This is a genomic window from Variovorax sp. CF079 (assembly GCF_900101545.1).
Taxonomy (GTDB): Bacteria; Pseudomonadota; Gammaproteobacteria; order Burkholderiales; family Burkholderiaceae_C; genus Variovorax.
The window spans coordinates 56,596-76,577 of record NZ_FMZU01000013.1 but is presented as its reverse complement, the minus strand read 5'-3'; the positions used below and the strand labels follow the sequence as shown (position 1 = coordinate 76,577).

General features: G+C 63.9%; 17 protein-coding genes. 8 read left to right on the top strand and 9 right to left on the bottom strand.

Annotated elements, in window-relative coordinates:
- Positions 1-360, top strand: coding sequence for a phage holin family protein (locus BLS74_RS18330; protein ID WP_093108574.1), 360 nt, complete (start codon positions 1-3; stop codon positions 358-360).
- Here BLS74_RS18330 and BLS74_RS18325 read toward each other — a convergent pair.
- Positions 353-1,927, bottom strand: a complete 1,575-nt coding sequence (locus tag BLS74_RS18325) for a M48 family metalloprotease (RefSeq protein WP_093108573.1) — start codon at positions 1,925-1,927, stop codon at positions 353-355. The genes BLS74_RS18330 and BLS74_RS18325 overlap by 8 nt on opposite strands.
- A gap of 54 nt (positions 1,928-1,981) precedes the next feature.
- Here BLS74_RS18325 and moaC point away from each other — a divergent pair, with 54 nt between their 5' ends.
- Entirely contained in the window at positions 1,982-2,476 is a 495-nt protein-coding gene (gene moaC / locus BLS74_RS18320) for a cyclic pyranopterin monophosphate synthase MoaC (RefSeq protein WP_093108572.1), read from the top strand.
- A 7-nt stretch (positions 2,477-2,483) separates the two neighbouring features.
- Here moaC and BLS74_RS18315 read toward each other — a convergent pair whose 3' ends face one another.
- Complete coding sequence (locus tag BLS74_RS18315) at positions 2,484-4,163, bottom strand: PglL family O-oligosaccharyltransferase (protein ID WP_093108571.1); 1,680 nt, start codon at positions 4,161-4,163, stop codon at positions 2,484-2,486.
- Between the two features lie 150 nt (positions 4,164-4,313).
- On the opposite strand from BLS74_RS18315, the gene BLS74_RS18310 reads away from it, so the two are divergent.
- The 6 genes from BLS74_RS18310 (at position 4,314) to BLS74_RS18285 (ending at position 11,941) form a co-directional block, all read left to right on the top strand.
- Entirely contained in the window at positions 4,314-4,775 is a 462-nt protein-coding gene (locus BLS74_RS18310; protein ID WP_348272432.1) for a type IV pilin protein, read from the top strand.
- Positions 4,775-5,377, top strand: coding sequence for a GspH/FimT family pseudopilin (locus BLS74_RS18305; RefSeq protein ID WP_093108569.1), 603 nt, complete (start codon positions 4,775-4,777; stop codon positions 5,375-5,377). The genes BLS74_RS18310 and BLS74_RS18305 overlap by 1 nt, the downstream gene beginning before the upstream one ends.
- A complete protein-coding gene (pilV, locus tag BLS74_RS18300; protein ID WP_093108568.1) occupies positions 5,374-5,769 on the top strand; it encodes a type IV pilus modification protein PilV in 396 nt (131 codons plus the stop codon). The genes BLS74_RS18305 and pilV overlap by 4 nt, the downstream gene beginning before the upstream one ends.
- Positions 5,766-7,016, top strand: a complete 1,251-nt coding sequence (locus BLS74_RS18295; RefSeq protein WP_093108567.1) for a PilW family protein — start codon at positions 5,766-5,768, stop codon at positions 7,014-7,016. The genes pilV and BLS74_RS18295 overlap by 4 nt, the downstream gene beginning before the upstream one ends.
- Positions 7,013-7,687, top strand: coding sequence for a hypothetical protein (locus tag BLS74_RS18290; protein WP_093108566.1), 675 nt, complete (start codon positions 7,013-7,015; stop codon positions 7,685-7,687). The genes BLS74_RS18295 and BLS74_RS18290 overlap by 4 nt, the downstream gene beginning before the upstream one ends.
- 306 nt (positions 7,688-7,993) lie before the next feature.
- Positions 7,994-11,941, top strand: coding sequence for a PilC/PilY family type IV pilus protein (locus BLS74_RS18285; RefSeq protein WP_244503923.1), 3,948 nt, complete (start codon positions 7,994-7,996; stop codon positions 11,939-11,941).
- A 256-nt stretch (positions 11,942-12,197) separates the two neighbouring features.
- Here the strand turns inward: BLS74_RS18285 and BLS74_RS18280 are convergent, their stop codons facing one another.
- The 7 genes from BLS74_RS18280 to BLS74_RS34460 form a co-directional block, all read right to left on the bottom strand.
- Positions 12,198-12,839 carry a sugar transferase gene (locus BLS74_RS18280; RefSeq protein ID WP_093108564.1) on the bottom strand — a complete coding sequence of 214 codons (642 nt, stop codon included), beginning with the start codon at positions 12,837-12,839 and terminating at the stop codon, positions 12,198-12,200.
- Positions 12,839-14,002, bottom strand: coding sequence for a DegT/DnrJ/EryC1/StrS family aminotransferase (locus BLS74_RS18275; RefSeq protein WP_170855645.1), 1,164 nt, complete (start codon positions 14,000-14,002; stop codon positions 12,839-12,841). Before BLS74_RS18275 ends, BLS74_RS18280 begins: the two co-directional genes overlap by 1 nt.
- Before the next feature lie 4 nt (positions 14,003-14,006).
- Positions 14,007-14,711 carry a class I SAM-dependent methyltransferase gene (locus BLS74_RS18270; protein WP_093108562.1) on the bottom strand — a complete coding sequence of 235 codons (705 nt, stop codon included), beginning with the start codon at positions 14,709-14,711 and terminating at the stop codon, positions 14,007-14,009.
- Positions 14,708-15,934: a glycosyltransferase family 4 protein gene (locus BLS74_RS18265; protein WP_093108561.1), complete on the bottom strand. Its 1,227-nt coding sequence runs from the start codon at positions 15,932-15,934 to the stop codon at positions 14,708-14,710. Before BLS74_RS18265 ends, BLS74_RS18270 begins: the two co-directional genes overlap by 4 nt.
- Positions 15,931-17,022 (bottom strand): non-hydrolyzing UDP-N-acetylglucosamine 2-epimerase, encoded by a 1,092-nt coding sequence (wecB, locus tag BLS74_RS18260; protein ID WP_093108560.1) that lies wholly within the window; start codon positions 17,020-17,022, stop codon positions 15,931-15,933. The genes BLS74_RS18265 and wecB overlap by 4 nt, the downstream gene beginning before the upstream one ends.
- Before the next feature lie 97 nt (positions 17,023-17,119).
- Positions 17,120-18,631, bottom strand: a complete 1,512-nt coding sequence (locus BLS74_RS18255; protein ID WP_170855644.1) for a lipopolysaccharide biosynthesis protein — start codon at positions 18,629-18,631, stop codon at positions 17,120-17,122.
- Positions 18,628-19,971: a glycosyltransferase gene (locus BLS74_RS34460; protein ID WP_170855643.1), complete on the bottom strand. Its 1,344-nt coding sequence runs from the start codon at positions 19,969-19,971 to the stop codon at positions 18,628-18,630. The genes BLS74_RS18255 and BLS74_RS34460 overlap by 4 nt, the downstream gene beginning before the upstream one ends.
- Positions 19,972-19,982: the final 11 nt, after the last annotated feature.

Genomic DNA, 19,982 nt, shown 5'->3' with positions numbered 1-19,982 from the left:
ATGCGACTTCTCCTCAAATGGCTGCTGAGCGCGCTCGCGCTCCTCGCAGTCACCTACGTCTACAGCGGCGTGCAGGTGCCGAACTTCACCTCGGCGCTGATCGCCGCGGCGGTGATCGGCCTGCTCAACATGTTCGTGCGGCCGGTGCTGGTGGTGCTCACGCTGCCGGTCACCATCGTGACGCTGGGGCTTTTTCTGTTCGTGATCAACGCGCTTCTGTTCTGGGCCGCCTCGGGGCTGCTCGGGGGCTTCCATGTCAACGGCTTCGTGGCGGCGCTGATCGGCTCCCTGATCTACTCGCTGCTCGGTATCGTCATCGAGGCGGCATTGGGCGGCCTGTTCTCCAAGCGAATCATTTGAGCGGCGGTTCGGCCGCCTGCTCCTTCACCAGCGCCTCGACCGCCCGCGCGCGCGTGTCGATGATCGACGCCTCGTAGTGATCGATGGGCACACCGCCCTGCCCCTCTGCGCTCTTTCGCATCAGTTCCTGCGCAGCCTTGAGCCGGTCGCGCGCGCCCGCGTAGTCGAGGACGGCGACATTGGCCTCGGCATCGGCGCGCACCGCGCGCAGCGTGTCGTTCTGCGCCCCGTAGAGATTGGCCAGCGTGCGCCAGGCGGTCGCATCGCGCGGATGCCCGGCCACCCAGTCGCGCAGCGGCGCGACCATCGGCGCCGGATTGCGGGTGGCGACGGCCGCCTGCGCGGCGAGCAGCATCTCCGGCCGGTCCTTGGCCTTGGTATCGAGCAATGCGGCCGCCTTGGGGGCATCGTTCGCCGCGAGCTCGACCTCGGCGGACAGCAGGCGCGCCAGGCGCGAGGCCGCCGCATCCTCCGACGTCCGCGCGACCAGCCGCTGCGCCAGCGCGCGTGCGGCCTTGAAATCGCGCAGCTCGTTGGCCGACAGCGCCGCCGCGTAGAGCGTACCGGCCTGCTGGGCCGGCGAGCTGCGCGCGAATTCGCCGGCCCCGGCGGCGTTGACCCACAGCCGCAGCACGTCGACGCCGGGGCGCGAGAGCACCCGGGCGCGGGCGGCGATCATCGCGTGGTCCATGATGAGCGGCATCGTGTGCTCCGCGCCCGGCTTGAACTGGAAGCGCCCCTGCATGTCCGAGATCCGCTCACTGTTGAGCGGGTGGCCGCGCAGGTAGGGATAGGAGCCGTTGTCGTTGAGGCGCGAGGCGTATTGCAGCTTTTCGAACATCGCGGCGGCGCCCTGCGGCGCGAAGCCGGCCTGCGTCATCACGCCGAAGCCGACGCGGTCGGCCTCGCGCTCCATGTCGCGCGAGAAGCCGAGCTGGCTCTGCACGAAGGCGGCCTGGCTGCCCATCATCACCGCCTGGCCGGCATCCGGATTGCGGCTCTTGCCGGCCGCGATCATGCCGAGGATCATGCCGGCGAGCAGCAGCGGCATCTGCCGGCTCTGCTTGGCCATGATGCGCGAGATGTGGCGCTGCGTGACGTGCGAGAGCTCGTGCCCGAGCACGGTGGCGAGCTCGTCGCGGCTGCCGGTGGCCGAGATCAGCCCCAGGTGCAGCCCGAGATAGCCCCCCGGCAGCGCGAAGGCATTGATGCTGCGGTCGCGCCCCAGCAGCACCGTCCAGGCGAAGCGCTCGTCGAGCTCGGGCGTGAGATCGCCACGGGTGCGCGCCGCCGCCAGCAGGCGCTGCCAGATGTCCTGCACATACTCGACCAGGACCGGATCGTCGATGTAGTCGGGGTCGCGGTACAGCTCGCGCGCGATCTGGTCGCCGAGCCGGCGCTCAGCGCTGGCGGTCATCTCGCCGCCGTCGCCCATCCCCGGCAGCAGCTGGGCCTGCGCCAAGGACGGCAGGGCGAGCTGGGATGCTATCAAAAGCGTAGCGCACAGGGTTCGCAGCCGAGGCCTCGGCGGTCGAATCGGGTGGAGAAAAAGAGTCAAGCGCGGCATTCCTCGTCAATGGCTCGGCCTCGTATGATGCGTCACTCTACGGAACGTTCATCCATGAGTCCACTCACCCATTTCGACGCCCAAGGCCAGGCCCACATGGTCGACGTGGCGGGCAAGCCCGCCACCCACCGCGTGGCCGTGGCGACCGGCCGCATCGAGATGCAGGCCTCGACCCTGGCGCTGATCGAATCGGGCACGGCCAAGAAAGGCGATGTGCTCGGCATCGCGCGCATCGCGGGCATCCAGGCCGCCAAGAAGACCAGCGACCTGATTCCCTTATGCCACCCCCTGGCGCTGACCCGCGTGGCGGTGGCTTTCGCCATTGCTGAGGGCGGGGTGCCACAGGTGGCGTGCACGGCCACGGTGGAGACGGTTGGGCCCACCGGGGTCGAGATGGAGGCGCTGACGGCGGTGCAGGTGGCGCTGCTCACGATTTATGACATGTGCAAGGCGGTGGATCGGGGGATGACGATCAACGGTGTGCATCTGCTGGAGAAGCACGGGGGGAAGTCGGGGAGTTACACGGCGGGCGACCCCCCGGCAGGCTGAAACGGGCCTATTCGAACGGATCGTCTATCGGCTGGTTGTCGAGCCAGCGGCCGTACTCGCGTGGGAACGCCTTCTTGAAGCGCATCGCCTGCGCCAGCGCTTCGTCGTTCAGACCGAGCAGCATGGCGCTGTCGATCAGCTTGGCAATGACCCGCGGCTCGGGCGAGAAGTGAAGAAGGTGCTGCGCCAGCGCGTGCACCTCGGCCGCGTTGGCGGCGCTGACCGGCGTCAGCATGAGCTTGGCGAACTTCACCTGGTTCGCAAACAGCCATGAGCCCCGGAGCTTGGCCAGGGTGTCGTCTCGCCAGGTCGACAAACGCTCATCGCGCGCGAGGTAGATCTGGCTGATGCGGGTGTAGTCCCACGCGGCGTAGCCGACGGCCACCATCAGGACCGCCGCAGCAGCCAACGAAGGCCCTGCATTCCGCTTCAACCGTGCTTCCCGCGATCCGGGCCACAGGAAGCCCATGCACAGCCCGAAGACGAGCTGGAAGGGCCCGTACCACAGCGGGTACTCGAGCAAGCTGTGCAGCACGATCACGCCGAGCAACCCCCACACCATGAGCCGCGCCGAATCCGTCTCGCGCCAGGGTCGCGCGGCCAGCACCAGCCAGCCGAAACCACCACAGATCAGCAGCGCCGCCGGGATGCCGAGCTCGACCGCGAGATGGAGCGGCAGGTTGTGGGCGTTGTCGAGAATCTCGACGAAGCGCGAGCCGTCGTAGAGCGTGCTGTAGTGCGCAAAGCTCAGTTCGCCCCAGCCCCAGCCGGTCCAGGGGTGCTGGGCGATCAGGTCGAGGACGTTGCGCCAGAGCACCAGGCGGCTGTGCGCATCGGGCGCGCCTTCGCGCAGGCGGTGCATCATGTTTTCGACGCCGGAGCCGGCGAGCAAAGGCAGCAGCCAGGCGGCGGCGAAATAGGCGGGAATCAGGGCCAGCAGTTCCAGGGGGTGCGGCAGCATGTAGTCCGCAGTTCTCCCGTTCGAGCGATGCCGTTCACGCCAGGCAAGCAAAGCGGCGGTGCCGCTGATCAGCAGAAGCTGCAGCAGCCCGGTGCGCGAGGTGGAAGCGGCGGCTGCGAGGATCAGAAGCAGCCCGGCCGGCAGCAGCGCAGCGCGTACGCGGCGGCCGCTTGCCGCATGCAGCCAAAGCCCTGCGATCAAGGCCATGCTGATCAACGTGGCGAACTGGTTGCGCTGGCGCAGGTTGCCGTAAGCCTGGCCCAAGTCGGATGAGGTCGTCCACGGGGCGAGCGGCTCGGCGAGGCCGTAGTACTGAAGCAGGCCGAGGACGGCGTTGATGAGGCCGGCCGCGAGCAGGCCCCACGCCAGCGCCGAAGGCCGTGACGCCGACACGCGTGCCAGCCCGGCACCCACGCAGGCCGCCAAGCCCACAACCGCCACGGCAATGACCGTGGAAATATCGAGTGTCGGGTTGTCGGATCGCCTCACCAGGATCGACACGCCGGCCAGAGCCAACCACAGCCCCACGCGCCGCGCGGGCAGCGCTACCGGTCCTGCCAGCAGCAGCAGCGCCGCACAGCTCCATGCCGCCAGTTGCTGCCAGACGTTGGCCGATGGACCAGCGGCGAAGGGGAAAAGAAAGGACAGCGCGATCAGCGCAGCAGGAACGAGGACCGAGGCGATATCGGGTGCGGGCGCGTCTGCGCGAGCTGCGTTTGGCGTCATGCGCGAAATTGTGCCTGCAGGAAAAAGTACACGAATTGCCCATCCAGAGTCGACGAAAGGGAGCGGCGTGCTGACAAGCGGTAAATCAAAAATCGTTGGATTGGTGACAATTTGTGACCATCGTAAACGTTGCGATCAAAGGTCATCACAGTGCAAAACGCCTCTCTGTCACGTTGCCGCTCGGCGGGCTTCACACTCATCGAAGTCATGATCGTGGTCGCCATCGTCGCAATACTTGCCGCGATCGCCCTGCCCGCCTATCAGGACTATGTGATGCGCGGCCGGCTTGTCGACGCGCACAACGGCTTGGCCGCCATGCGGGCGGACATGGAGCGCTTCTACCAGGACAACCGCACCTACGCCTCGGTTGGCACCACCTTCATTTCGCCCTGCAAGGTCGATGAAACCAAGCGCAAGGTCGGCACCTTTACGCTGTCTTGCGACGGCGATCCCACCACCACCGCGTTCAAGCTGAAGGCGGAGGGCAGCGCCACGACCAGTGGCTTCACCTTCACCGTTGACCAGCAGAACAACCGCACCTCGACGGTCACCGGTGTATCGGGCTGGAGCGGCTGCGCCAACGATTGGGTCGCCAAGAAGGGCGGTTGCTGATGCACGCTCTCCCGGTATACAACCGACGAGCGGCCGGCTTCACGCTGATCGAGCTGATGGTCACTGTCTCCATCATGGCGCTCCTGGCGATGCTGGCCGTGCCGGCGTTCTCGACCTGGATTGCCAACAGCAAGGTGCGCACCATCGCCAACGCCTTGCAGGATGGTCTGCGCACTGCACAGACCGAGGCCACGCGCCGCAGCCGCCAAGTGGTGTTTGCGCTGACGGATGACAGCAATCCCAGCGACGGCTATACCGCCAAGGAGAACGGCAAGTATTGGGCCATCAACACCATCACGCTGACGGACAGCGGCGAGACCGCAGCTTTCGTGGAGGCCGGCGTGCTCGCAGCCTCCGGCGCCAACGTCACCATCACCGGCCCGGTGGCGGTTTGCTTCAACTCCCTGGGCAGGCTGGTGACCAATGCCTCCCCCGGGGTCACCAGCGCCAGTTGCACAGCCGGCGACTCCACCTACAAGGTGGAACTCGCCGGCGCCGACCGGCCGCTGCACGTGCAGATCAAGCTCGGCGGCCAGGTACGCATGTGCGACCCGGCCAAGACCCTTTCCGCTACCCAGCCCGATGGCTGCACCGCCTCATGAAACCCGCTCCTCGCAACCCCGCCGCGCACAGCCAGGCCGGTATCGCCCTGATTGAGGTACTCGTGTCGATCCTGTTGTTCTCGCTCGGCATCCTCGGTCTGATCGGCCTGCAGGCGCGCGCCATCAACTTCTCGGTCGATGCCGAAGACCGCAACCGCGCCGCGCTGCTGGCTGACGAGTTGGCCAGCACTATGTGGCTCAACAAGACGGTCGATCTGCCCAGCGCCGAAAAGGAAAAGTGGGAAGACAAGGTGGAAAGCGCCCTGCCCGGCGCCAGCGCGAGTGTGACCCCCAGCGGCGACACAGCCACCATCAGCATTAGCTGGCGCGCGCCGAACCGCGCCGCCTCAGCGGCCGACAGCAGGCTCACGACCCAGGTGGTGCTGCCATGAAATCCACGCGCCCCTTCCGCCGCGATCCGCTGCCGCGGTCGCAACACGGCCTGACCCTGGTGGAACTGCTGGTCGCCGTGGTCATCGGCCTGGTGGTCACGCTGGCCGTGACGAGCACCATCACCATTGGCGAGGCGCACAAGCGCACCACCACCTCGAACAACGACATCGGCCAGGCGGGCGCCTATTCGGCCAGCGTGCTCGACCGCGCGCTGCGCAGCGCCGGCTCGGCTTTCACGCAGGCGTGGAGCGCGGGCGGAGTGTTCGGCTGCAAGCTCAGCGCCGATCGCTCCAACGCGGCAATCCTGCCGCGCACGGATGCCGATGGCGCCTTCAAGGCCCCTTTCGCCGGTTTCCTCGGTGATCTCGCCGGGCAGAAGGATCTGCGCGTGGCACCGGTGCTGATCGGCAAGAGTCAATCCAAGTCGGGCTCGGATGTGTTGATGGTCATGGGCAGCAACGGTGCGGCCGGCGATGTGGCACGCCCGAGCATCGGCAACGCCGGCGGCGACCAACTCACGTTGAACACCACCATCGGCCTGCTGAAGAACGATCTGGTACTCGTCAGCCAGAGCGGCAAGACGGACTGCCGGCTGGACCAAGTTTCCTCGGCTTCGACTTTCGACGACAACTACACCGACAGAATCAGCCACGAGTTCGGCCGGGGCAGCCTGCCCTTGGCCGGCAGCTATCACAACGCCTCGAACACTACGGCGCTATTGAGCGTGGCGGACGGCTCGGGCTATCTCTCGGCACTGGGCAAGCCCGACAACATTCAGTTCCTGCTCTTCGGTGTGGGCGACAACCACACGCTCTTCAGCTATGACCTGCTGCGCACCGGCGGCACCGACACGCCGCAGCCGATCGCCGAAGGCGTTTACGGCCTCTACGCGCGCTACGGTCTGGACACCAATCTCGACGGCAAGCTCGACACCTGGGCCGCGCCCGACGCGACCGGCTGGGACATCGCCACCGTGATGAAGACGCCCGCCACCGCGCGCCAGATCGTGGCCGTGCGTGTGGCGCTGGTGATGCGCAGCACACTCTACGAAAAGAGCAGCAGCACCAACGTCAAGGTGGACGGGGAGGCGGACGCGAGCTATGTCGCCCCATCAAAGCTCACCCTGTTCACCAGCCTGGACGCGACCTTCCAACAGGACGTACCGATCACCGACCGCCATTACCGCCACCGCGTCGTCGAATTCACCGTTCCTCTGCGCAACATGCTGTTGCTGCCGACCACATGACCAAGCAATCCCTTCCCAAGGCATCGCGCGAGCGCGGCGTGGTGCTGCTGTTTTGCCTCATCGTGCTGGTGGTGCTGCTGTCCGGCGGCGTCGCCGTGGTGCGATCGATGAATAGCTCCCTGTTCAGCGCCGGCAACCTCGCCTTCAAGCGCGACCTCGTCAATCGGGGCGAACTTGCGGCCTCGACGGTGCTGACACAGTTCAAGAGTGGTGCGCTGGCCACGGTCGCCGACACGTACAACAACATGCCAGCCAGGAACTACAGCGCCGTGCAGTTGGTGGCCAACGACCGGGGCATTCCGATGGTACTGCTCAAAACGGGCGCCACTCCCACCGGCAAGAACGTCGCCGGCGCCGATTTTTCGCCAACCAGTGCCGACATCAAGGACGACGCCGCAGGCGTCACCATCCGCTACGTGATCGACCGCCTGTGCAGCGCCACCGGCGAACCCACCATCACCACCACCAACACGCCGCCCACGTCAGCCGGTGCCGACGTCCACTGCGTCTCCGTTCCGTCCAGCACCGACCTGATCGGCGGCGATGCGCGACGCGCCGGCAAGGACCTGGGCAATGCATTGGCGCTGGTCTATCGCCTGACAGTCCGCGTGAGCGGCCCGCGCGACACGCAGGTGTTCCTGCAATCGTCCTTCACCAATCCTCTCGAATAGCCGGGGCAACGAGCCATGAATCACCCTTTGTCGTCGCACCCGGGCCTGCGCCGCGCCGCGCGCACCACCATCGTCTGCGCGGCCTTGCTCGCCATGCAGAATCCGATTCCTGCCGCCAGCCTGGCCGACCAACCCTGGGCCGCTACCGCCGACGTGCCCGGCAATCTGGCGCTGGCGCTCTCGGTCGAGTGGCCCACAGCCTCGCGCACGGCCCACACGGCCGCCTATTCGAGCGCCAGCGAGTTCAAGGGCTACTTCGATCCCAACAAGTGCTACACCTACACCTACGACGCCACCAGCAACGGCGTGACCAAGGCTGACGGCAGCGCCACCGGCAACAAGAGCTACTTCCAGCCGGCCGGCGCGGCCACCAGCCACACATGCACCGGCAGCAACGACAGCAAGTGGAGCGGCAACTTCCTGAACTGGGCCGCCACCGCCACCATCGACCCCTTTCGCTGGGCCATGACCGGAGGGCGCCGCGTGGTCGACACAGCCGCCGAGACCATTCTTGAAAAAGGCTGGCATTCGGGCCAGGGCCTGTTTGACGACCGTGACCTGCCCGTGAGCGAGATCGCCGGTGCCACACCCTTCACCAGCGCCAACCAGTTGACCATCAAGGTCAATGGCATGGGCTTCAAGATGCGCCTGACCGCCAACCCGCGCACACTCAAGGGCGAGTACTACAACAACACCGCGCTCAGCGGCAGCCCGACCCGCACCGTGGCAGCCGATTCGGCCGACCACATCTGGGGTTCGGCCAAGCCGTTTTCGGACATCAACGCCGACAATTTCGCGGCGCGTTATACCGGTACCTTCGTCGCGCAAGAGACCGGAACCTACACCTTCCGCACCATCTCCGACGATGGCGTGCGCCTGTACGTCAACGATGTACTGATCATCAACAACTGGACGAACCACTCGACCACCACCAACGACGCAACGGTCACGCTGACCAAGGGCAGCAGCTTCACCGTCAAGCTCGAATACTTCGACAGCGGAGCCGATGCGGTGATACAGCTGCAATGGGCAACGCCCTCGTCGCCCACGGTGTTCAGCTCCTTTGGCGGCGCGGCCGGCAGCACGACGGCGGTCGACTACAACAACGAAACCGGCAGCGGCGTCTACGACCTCACGATGCGCACGAAGGTGTGCGACACCTCGGCCGGCGCCGGCGGAGTGGAATCCAATTGCAAGGCCTACGGCAGCAACTACAAGCCCGAGGGTTTGCTGCAGCAGTACGCGCAAAAGATGCGCTTCAGCGCCTTTGGCTACCTCAACCAGTCCACGGCCGCAGATGGCACAGGCAATGGCAACGCGCGCGACGGCGGCGTGCTGCGCGCGCAGCAGAAGTTTGTAGGCCCGAGCGAGCCGGTACCGCTGAAATCGGCGAAGACCAATACGGTAGGGGAGTGGAATGCTACTGACGGGACGCTTGTGCAGAACCCCGATCAAATCACCTCGGCGTTGGGCGTGACCATCGCGGATAGCGGTGTGATCAACTACCTCAACAAGTTCGGCCAGTTGACACCCGGCAACTACAAGTCGCGCGATCCGGTCAGCGAGATGTACTACGCCGCTCTGCGCTACTTCCGCAATCTTGGCAATGTGCCTGAATGGACCAACACTGCCGGCGCGTCCAACGCAACGATAAAGACCTGGGTGGATGGTTTCCCGGTCATTGCTACCGACTGGAAAGATCCAATCCAGTACACCTGCCAACGCAACTTTGTGCTGGGCATCGGCGACATCTACACCCATGCAGACAGAAACGTACCCGGCAACACGGCCGATCCTTCCGACCTGGTGAACACCACCCCGCCGGAATTGGTGCGCAAGGACACCACGGTCGACGCCGTGAAGGCGACCGACAAGGTCGGGGCATTGCAAGGGCTTGGCGCCATCGGCACCGACAACACCGGATGGGGCGGCCCGGGCCGTGGCAATTCCGCCTACATGGCCGGCTTGGCCTACGACGCCAACGCCAAGGACATCCGTTCCGACGTGGACGGCAAACAGACCGTGCAGACCTATTGGGTTGACGTGCTGGAGCAGTCGTTTCAAAAGAACAACCAGTTCTACCTGACAGCCAAGTTCGGCGGCCTCAACGTACCCGGCGGCTTCGACCCCTACACGTTCGACCAGGCCATCCCGGACCTCTGGTGGTCCACCAGTGGCGATACGCTGACAGATACCCGCCTCACCACAGATGCCACCCAAAAGAAGCCCGATAACTACTTCACTGCCGGCAACCCCGACGACATGATCTCGGGCCTCAAAAAGGCCTTTGCAGCCATCGCCAACGCGATCGAAACCTTTACCACCTCGTTCTCGCCATCGACATTCCAGTTCGCTTCCAGCGGGTCGGCTTCCTATGGCGCCCAGTTCAACGCCAAGTACTGGAGCGGCGTCCTGTCGGCCAGCGAACTGACCTTTGCCGACGACGGCACCCCCACCGCCACCGCCAAATGGAGCACCGGCACCACTCTTGAAACGCAGCTCGCCGGTGCTGGCTGGAATACGGATCGGCGAGTGGCCACCTGGAGCGGCTCGGCGGGTATTCCGTTTCGCAAAGCCAACCTCAGCAGCACACAGCTGGCGACCCTGGACACCAGCTATGTGAGTACCGACGACAGCGAGAATTACCTGAACTGGCTGCGCGGTGACCGCAGCAACGAACGCACCGAAATCACCACCACCAAGCCCTACCGGTTCCGCAAGACGCTGCTGGGCGATGTGGTCAATGCCAAGGTCACGCCGGTGGCAGTGCCGTCGCGAACCTTCTCGGAAACGGTCAACGTCGGCTACAGCAACTTCAAGACCACGTGGAAAGATCGCCTCACCATGGTCTACGTGGCGGCCAATGACGGCATGCTGCACGGCTTCAACGGCTCGCTCGACAGCAGCACCGATGCCAATGCCGGCAAGGAAGTGTTTGCGTACGTGCCGAGCGCGTTGTTCGCAAAGTCCAGCAGTTCGGATGCCGACGGCTTGCTGGCCCAGTTGGGCAACCCGCTGTACTCCCACAAGTACTATGTGGACGCCACGCCGATCGCCTACGACCTCGACTTCAACAATGCCGGCGGCGCCTTCAAGACCACCAAGGCATCGGATTCCGACTGGCGCACCCTGTTGATCGGCGGGCTCGGCAAGGGCGGCAAGGGCTACTACGCCATCGATGTCACCGACCCGGCCTCCATGACCGACGAAACCAAGGTGGCCGCCAAGGTGAAGTGGGAGTTCACCGATTCGACCATGGGCTACAGCTACGGCGCGCCGCTGGTGGTCAAGACCAAGAAGTACGGCTGGGTAGCCATACTGACCTCGGGCTACAACAACAGCGACGGCTACGGCTACGTCTACTTCGTCAACCCCACGAATGGCGCTCTGCTCGAGAAGGTGCGTACCGGCAGCGCTTCGGACGGCTTGACTCAGGTCACCGGCTTCATGAAGGAGTTCAACGACGGTACCGTCGATGCCCTCTATGTGGGAGATCTCAACGGTCAGCTTTGGCGCTTTGATGTGACGGCAGCCAAGGACACCACTACCACTACCGCTTACCCCGCGCCCCTGCTGCTGGCAACGCTCAAGAGCGACGACGGCACCGCACAACCCATCACCACGCTGCCGCTGATCGAAATTCAGCCACTCACGCGCAAACGCTTCGTGCTGGTGGGTACCGGGCGTCTGCTCGACATCTCGGACGTGGAGTCGACTGCGCCGCAGAGCTTCTACGCCATCTTGGACGGCGGCGTGAACACCTTCAACAGCGCAACCGACCTGCCGGCCAGCGCATCGTTTCCGCTGACGCGCTCCATGCTGACCAAAGTCAGCGACCTGACCGCGGGCATCACCCTCACCAATATCTCGATGGGCTGGTACACCGAGCTGGGCACCAGCACGACCTCCGCCTGGCGACTGGTGCCCAACAACCACCCCACTTACAGCCGCGGCATCGTGGCCTTCGCGGCCTTCATGACCGCCGGCAATCCGTGCAGCCCCTCGGGGATCAGCCGGATCTACGCCATCGATATTGGAAACGGCAAGTCGACTCTGCTAAACACCAGCGACGCCATTGTTTCCTACATCGAGACCGCCTCGGCGATCACCGACCTGGAGTTCGTCAAGGTGGGCAACAAGGTGCGGCTGGTAGCCGGCGACTCGACCGGCAAAGTGACAAACCAGCGCTTCATGCCGCCGCCGAGCCAATCGTTGCGGCTGCTCAACTGGCGTGAAGTGCCGACGGTGGATTGAAGTGGCGTGCTCGGCGCGTCACGCCTCGGGCGCATGATGACCTATATGTTGCTTTCGAACCGGATGGAGCGCGGTTTCGGGGCGCCGCTTCGACCCAACGTTGGCTAATGCTAATGCATACCGGAGCACTGGCGCCAAGCAGCGGTTGATCGGCGAGTTTGCATGCGGCGTGCATTCGGGATTGCGAGCACCGCTTGGAGGCACCCCGGGGGCACGGCGAGCAAGGCGTTAGTTAGCGCCGCAAATCGTTACTGCCTCAGCGCTCCGCGCCCTTGCGCTGGGCCCGAGCTTCTCCGTGGGCCGTTCGGCTCAGAACGACTCGCGCTGTGCGCCAGACAATAACCAGATCAAGCCACAAGCTCCGCTTACGGGCATATTGGCAGCAATGCTCTAGCTTGGCGGGCAGGATTTCCCGAACGTAGAGCTCCTCCGGATCCTGCGCAGCAGCGAGCACCGCGCTCTCGTCTCTGTAGGCAATCGAGGCAAGATCCGTGATGCCCGGCCGTACGCTCAGGATCAGATCGCGCGCTTCGCTCGGATACAGCGCGATATAGCGCGGCACCTCGGGCCGCGGGCCGACCACGCTCATGTCGCCGACCAGCACATTGACGAATTGCGGGAGTTCGTCGAGCTTGTATCGACGCAGGAGCGCTCCCGCTCGTGTGATGCGCGGATCAGCCCCGACCGTGATCAGCGGGCCCTGTTCCGCGGCGCCGACCCGCATGGTTCTGAATTTGTAGATCGCAAAAAGCCGACCCCGTAAACCGACGCGTTCCTGGCGAAACAGAACAGGCCCTCGCGAATCAAGCTTGATCCACAGGGCAACGAACACGAGCAGGGGCGCCGATAGCAACAACGCGCAAAGCGCAAAGACGATATCGAACACCCGCTTGAGCATCAGCCGAGCACCTCGCGCAATGCAGCAATCACCCGGTCCTGATCGCGGTCGGTCATCGCTGTGAACAAGGGAATGCTCACCATCGATTGATAGGCCGCATCGGAGTGCGGGAACATCGCCGGGGTGAGCGCGTAGCGGTCGCGCCAATAGGGCTGTCGATGGAGCGGCACGTAGTGCACGCTGGTACCGATGCCGCGGTCGGACAGCGCCTGCACCAGCTCGTCCCGCGTCACCTTGGCGGACAAAGCGAGGCGAATCACATAGAGATGCCAGGCATGCACCTCGCCCGCTGGAGGGTCCGCAGGACAGATCAGCGGCAAGGAGCTCAGCGCTTCGTGGTAGCGCGCGGCCAAGTATTGGCGGCGCTCGAGAAACCGCGGCAGCTTGGTCAACTGCACCAGCCCGATCGCCGCGGCGATGTCCGTGAGGTTGTACTTGAAACCTGGGGCGATCACCTCGTAGTACCAGGCAGGCGTCTTCGACTGGAAGCGATCGAAGGCATCGCGATTGATGCCGTGCAGGCGCATGACCTTCATGCGCTCGGCAAGCGCGCTGTCGCGGGTGACGACCATGCCGCCTTCGCCGGTGGTGATCGTCTTGTTGGCGTAGAAGCTGAAGACGGTGACGTCGGAGCCCAGTGTTCCAACGAGCTGGCCGGCGGATGTGGTGGGCAACGCATGCGCTGCATCCTCCACCACCTTCAACTTGTGCGCTTGGGCCAATGCCAGCAGCGCAGGCATGTCCGCGGCAAGACCTGCGTAGTGCACCGGCATGATGGCCTTGGTGCGCGGTGTGATCGCCGCTTCGACAATTCGCGGGTCGATGCACAGTGTGACGGGGTCGACATCCACCAGCACCACGTCGGCGCCCAGGTAGCGCACGACTTCCGCGGTGGCGGTGAAAGTGTGCGTAGTGGTGATCACCTCGTCCCCCGGGCCGATGCCGAGTGCTTCGAGCGCAAGGTGAAGGCCAGCCGTGGCCGAGTTGACCGCCAGGCAATGCAGCGCCGGGTCACCGAGAAACGCGCCGAACGCGTCTTCGAAGCGCTTGGTCTTCGGGCCGGTCGTGACCCAGCCCGACTTCAGCGCGCTTGCGATTTCGGCGAGCTCCTCATCGCCGAGTTCGGGCAATGCGAACGGCAGGAACGGGACTTCTTCTGGCATGGCTTCAGGATTTGGCGATCCACGCGAGCACATGCGTGCGCAGCACTGGAACGGTATTGAACAAGGTGTAGAGAGAAGGATGCACAGCAGCCACGCGCCGCGCGATCGGTGGAGCCAGTGTGATGCGCTGGGCCTGCATTTTCCCCTGCGGGAAGAGCTCACGAACGCGTTTGAGCGGTACACCGCGCACATCGGCATTGCCGGGGTTGTTGACGGTGAAGTCGTACCACAGCACGCCGCCGCCGGGCTTCACCCATCGCCACATGGCGTCGGCCAAGCGTTGCTGGAACGCGTCGTCGAGCAGCGAGGAGAACACCGTGGACTGCAGCACGACGTCCTGGCTCGCTGATGGCACATCGACTTCGCAGGCGTCGCCGCAGCTGAGGCGAAGCGCCGGCGGCAGCATGTCTCTGGCCTTCGCGTGACGCTCTTCCAAGAGCTCTACCCCCTGAAGCTTGTGAGGGTCGAAGCCGAAGCGTAGCAACTCGAGCAGATTGCCTCCCGAACCGGAGCCGACCTCCAGCAGCGCGAACGTGGAAAGATCTTGCCAACCCAAACGACGAAACAACCGCAGCATCTTCTGCTGGCGCTCGTGAACCGACTGCCATACCGACGGGTTCAGCGGGTTGTAGCGCCAGTCGACGCCGTGGACTGGCCGCCGAGCGTAGCGCTGGCGAACCGCAGCAATTTCTGCCGAGTCCTCTGTCATGCCAAGGCCTCCACGAAGCGCTTGGCCAACGTTGGCCAAGTGTGATGATGCCGCACGTACTCTCTGCCCCTGCGCCCCATTGCATGCCTCGCCTCGACATCGGTCTTCGCCAAAGCGCGCAACCCGTCGGCGATCGCAGTCGGCGACTCGGCTGGCACCGACAGCCCGCAACTAGCTTCCTGGACCGGATCGTTGCCTGCCTCGATGGCGCTGAGCACCACACATCCGCCCATCATGTAATCCATCAGCTTGTTGGGGGCGATGCCGAAGCGAAACAGCGGAACGCGCTGCAAGCCGATGTAGGCTACATCTGCAGCGGCCAACAGCGAAGAAATTTGACGCTTCGGGATGGGCTCGAACATACGCACCTGGGTCAACCCTTCGGATGCCACTCGCCGCGACAGCCTGCCGCGCTCGGCGCCGTCCCCCACGAGCACAAAGCTAAACGGCTCTTTGGCCAGCAGCGCTGCTGCGTCGAGCAGCGAATCCAGCGCGTTGGCCAAACCATGCGCACCGGCATACACCACCACCAACCGCCCGTCGCCACGGGCCTGCCGAATGTGCTGCGCGAGCTCCGGCGCAAGAGCTTCGCCGGCCTGATCCCACTCTTCGGTCTGCACGCCATTGGGCACGATATGTAGCTTGGCCAGATCGAGCCCGTGCGCCGCCAGATGATCGTGGACTTTGGGCAGCATGGACACAACCACATCGGCTCGTCTGCAGGCAAAGTTTTCGGCCGCCTGGCATACCGCAATGAAGGGGTGCCGCGCCGACATGCCGTTGAGCTCCATCGGCGACAGCGGCCACAGGTCGTGCACCTCGTGGACCAGCTTTGCGGAAGCCAGCCGTGCGACGCGATGTGCCGGCCAAATATCCATGGGGTAAGTGCTGGACGCCACCACGACATCAGGCTGAAAGTCGCGCGCGAGCTGTTCGGCATCCCACATGAGTTGAGAGCAAAAGGAAGCGATGTTCAGCGCCCGACCGATCCCGTTCCCGCGGTACCGGGAAGTCCGATACCAAAGATAGTCCACACCGTCGATCGACTCCCGGTGCGTACGTCCAGCGAGGTCCGGCTGGACGCTGCGCACGTGCGAGTGTGAAGCCGCCACGATGCACACCGTATGGCCGGACCGAACCCATTCGCGCGCCAGATAATAGGGTCGATACTCCATCCCGTGCTGCAAGGAGCCCGCGTAGTGGTTGATCAGCAGGATCTTCACCCCTCGGATCCTCGCATGATGTCTGCGATTCGCCGCGCGGCGTCGCCCTCTCCATACGGGCGCACTGGTTCACCCGAGGTACCCAAGGCCGAACGGAAAGCGGTCCGCAACGCCGCTGCCGAGGTAGGCGGCACGAGGCGATTCCATCCGGCATCGACCAGTTCGACCCATTCGGTTTCGTCACGCAGCGTGACGCACGGTTTCTGGAAGAAAAAGGCCTCCTTTTGGACGCCGCCTGAATCGGTAATCACCATCTCCGCCGACTGTTCCATCTCGATCATGTCGAGATAGCCCAGCGGCTCGACGCAGTGCAGTCCTGTCGTTGCGTTCACGTCCAGGCCGAGCCGCGCAAGTACGCCTCGTGTACGCGGATGCAGCGGCCAAACCACATCAATCTCGCTGGACAGCGCGATCAACGCCTCCACGATCAAGCGCAGCCGCTGCGGCTCATCGGTGTTCTCGGCACGATGAATGGTTACCAGCACGAACGGACGCCTCGACAAAGCAGCAAGCGCCAAGGGGCGCTCGCTGCGAGCGAGCGCCACCGCGGCGAAGTACAGCGCAGCGTCGTACATCACATCCCCAACAAGGTGGACCTGTGAGCTGGCGATTCCCTCGCGCTGAAGATTAGCTACCGCAGTTTCCGTCGGGGCAAACAGCCAATGCGATACATGGTCGGTCAGTACGCGATTGACTTCTTCGGGCATGCGTCGATTGAACGAGCGCAAGCCAGCCTCGACGTGCGCCACCGGGATCTGCAGTTTTGCCGCGGCAAGGGCTCCGGCCAAGGTCGAATTGGTGTCGCCATATAGCAGCACGGTATCAGGCCGCTCATTCACCAGCACCTCTTCGATGCCTGCGAGCTGTGCCCCGGTCATCGCGCCGTGGAGACCGCCGCTTACGCCGAGATTCCAATCGGGGGCAGGAATTCCAAGTTCTCGGAAGAACACGCTCGACATGTTGTCGTCGAAGTGTTGGCCGGTGTGTAGCAAACGCTCTTGTACCCCAGCAGACCGCAGCAACATTGCGCTCAAGGCCGCGGCCTTTATGAACTGAGGGCGCGCGCCAACGATGGTGATGATATTCATGACGAATCGCTTCTAGCTTCAATCAGCAACGCAGCTCAGCTTGCTATGCTTGCGCATCTTCGCCCCGTTGCAGGAGAGGTCGGTAATGCAAAAACAATCACCTGTCGGAGCGGAGGTGCTGGCACGCTGTGTGTTCTTTCACTGGTTCCTCTACCGCGGCAGGCTGCACGCGAGCGCTTGATCGCGTCAACATCAAACCCCATCGTGCCAGATCGTCGCGACGAACCAGCCCCACGAACAGCGTTGTACCCAACAGCAATGCTACGAGCAGTGCCTTGAGTGCCAATAAGACCTCTGCGTTCCAAGGCGATCTTTCCAGCAGTAGATCGAGCGCGATACAAACTCCGTAGGCAACAATGGCTGCCATCACCGCCCGCATACGCAGCGGCAGGGAATAAAACCGCTGACTGGCGCGAAGCCACAACACCAGAAACACGATCGCTGCTACGCAAGTGGCCACTGCGGCACCCAACGCACCCCAGCGCGGGATCAGCAGCGCATTGAGGCCGATCGACACCACGGCACTGATCGACGTAAGCATCAGTTGCCAACCCGTACGCCGCTCTATCGCGATACCCGGCAGAAAGATGTACATCTGGGTCATCAACGCCGCCGGAGCCAACCACGGAAGCAGTACGGCAGAAGCGGCATAGTCGGGCGTCGTGATCCAGTTCAAGACTTCACGCGCGTAGACGCTGAAAGCCAAACAGGCCACTAGAGCTGCCGCAATGAAGGCCTCGAGAATGCGTGCAAGCTGTCGCGGCACACTCTGCTCGCGATGGTGGACATAGATGAGGGGCGTCAGCGCACCCTGGAACCCAACGATGAGCAAAGTAGTCAGGCCGGCGATTCGGGAAGCGACGCCGAACACAGCGACTTCGTCCAATGACGACAGGGCGTTGAGCATCAAGCGGTTCACATAGAAGCTGCAGAAAATTGCCAAACCAGCCGGCATGAGCGGCAGCGAAAACTTCAACATTCGTGCCAGTTTCTTGCCGTCAAAAGTCAGCTCAAGACTGTGCCGTAGCAGCACCAAGCTGATCAGGCTAGCCAACGCAGCTGAGGCAGCCTGACCCCACAAAACACCTTGAAGACCGTCCCACTTTCCCAAAACCGCGCCCAGAATCAGTGTCAGCCCTGCATATAGCATGCTGACGACCGCATAGGCGCGTGGCCGCAGCTCCCAGCGAAACTGGCTTTGCAGCTGCAGAAAAACGGCGTTCAGGGCGATGAACAGCAGACCTGCCCGCATCACCGGCTCGAGTTCGGTGCTGCCAAGCAGCCCTTTCGCGAGGGGCGCGGCGGCGAAAAGTGCGACGATCAGGAACGCGGCGTGGACCAGCAACGTGAACAGCAAAGCTGTACTCGCCAATCGCCGGCGTGCCGTCGCTTCGGGTTCTTCGGCCCAGTCTCGGGCCATGCCTTGGCCAACTTCGAGCGCTACGACAAGATTGACGAGTAGCCCGAAAGTGACGATCAGATCGAGAGCGCCATATTCCGCCGGGGCCAACAACCGCGTGTATAGCGGCACGAGCAGGAACGACAGCCCGCGCGAGGCGATGGCGGCAAGTGCGTAGATTGCGCCATCGCGCATCAACTCGCGGATCAAGTGGCCCCCCGGGTGGTGCCCTCTAAGCATGGCAAATTGACTCCGGCCCACGCCGCAAACGCAGACTCCAGCTTCGGCTTGTCGGTAAGTGCAAGCGCCGCAATCCCTCCATGCTGGACCAGTTCGCGAACGCGCTCCCGGGCCTTGTCCTCGGGCAAACCGCATCCGGCTAGATAGCGTATTGATGAAGGATCCAGCCACCAGGCTGGCGGCACATCTCCGCGCAGAATGCGCAGCAGTCGCTCCGCCACTCGCTCGCAGGCCCATTCGGTCTGAACAAAGTTCTTCGCCGCCTGGCCCAGCGCATGGCGCGCATCGGCATCCGCAACGAGTTCTTCCAATGCCACCTCGAAGAAATCAGGATCCACAAATCGCGTCGGCGGTTGCGGCAGGCCATTCAACGCCTGACGCAGCTCACGCGAGAAAAATCCCCCAACGAGTGCGGGCTTGCCAAGCTGGGCCGCTTCCGTGGCAAGGCCCGCCATCGGCGTGTCGGAGAAGAGCTGGTCAACGACCAGGTCACACTGCTGCAGCGCGTCGAGCACCGCGCTGTTGCTTGCCCCGTTCAGTGTCAGCAGTTCGACAGCGAATCCTCGCGCCTTCAAACTTTGCACCGCGGCCTCGATGCGTCTTGTGCCTTTGACCGCAGGATGAGATGGGCTGTGCAACAGGTACACCGTCGTTCCGGTGCGCGGCGCGTCGGCCAGCGAACCGTGCGAATCACCGTTGGTAGTCGAGGCGCCATCTACCCGCGCTTCGAGACTACGCGGAAAACCAAGCGCAAACCAATTGACGACCGGTCGCTCGTGGAAATGAGCCGTGCCCGGAGCATTGACGCAGACAGTCGCACCAAGCTCCAGACGGCGCACCTTGCGCTTCTGGCGCCGCGTGGCACGCTTCATTGCTTGCGGCGTCGACGCTGGGTAGGCACCGTTGATATACGGAGGCCGAGCATCGGAACCGACGAAGATAACAACGACCGGTCTCTGCAGCAGCCGCAGCAACCACAGTTCGAACTTGGTGTTGGTCAATGTCTTGCCAGCCAGAAACACGAAGGCCTGATAACGCCAAAGCGCCCAACACAGCACCGGCCAGCCCAGCATCAGATGAACGAGCGCCAATGGCGCCTTTAGCCACAGGTGCCGCATCGGCAGGCGGCGGCATAGCGTGCCCGTCCACTTCCAACAGCGCACCAGCAGCGCGTCCGGCTCCGTTGCGCCGTAGCCGAAAGGATGCGCCGCTTCCAGCACTATTTCTGCGGTCACCCCGATGCGCTCAAAACCCGCTCGTAGCCCCTGCGCTATGCCAGCCACTTCTGTCGGGCCGATGAACACTTTCATCGAACGCTCAT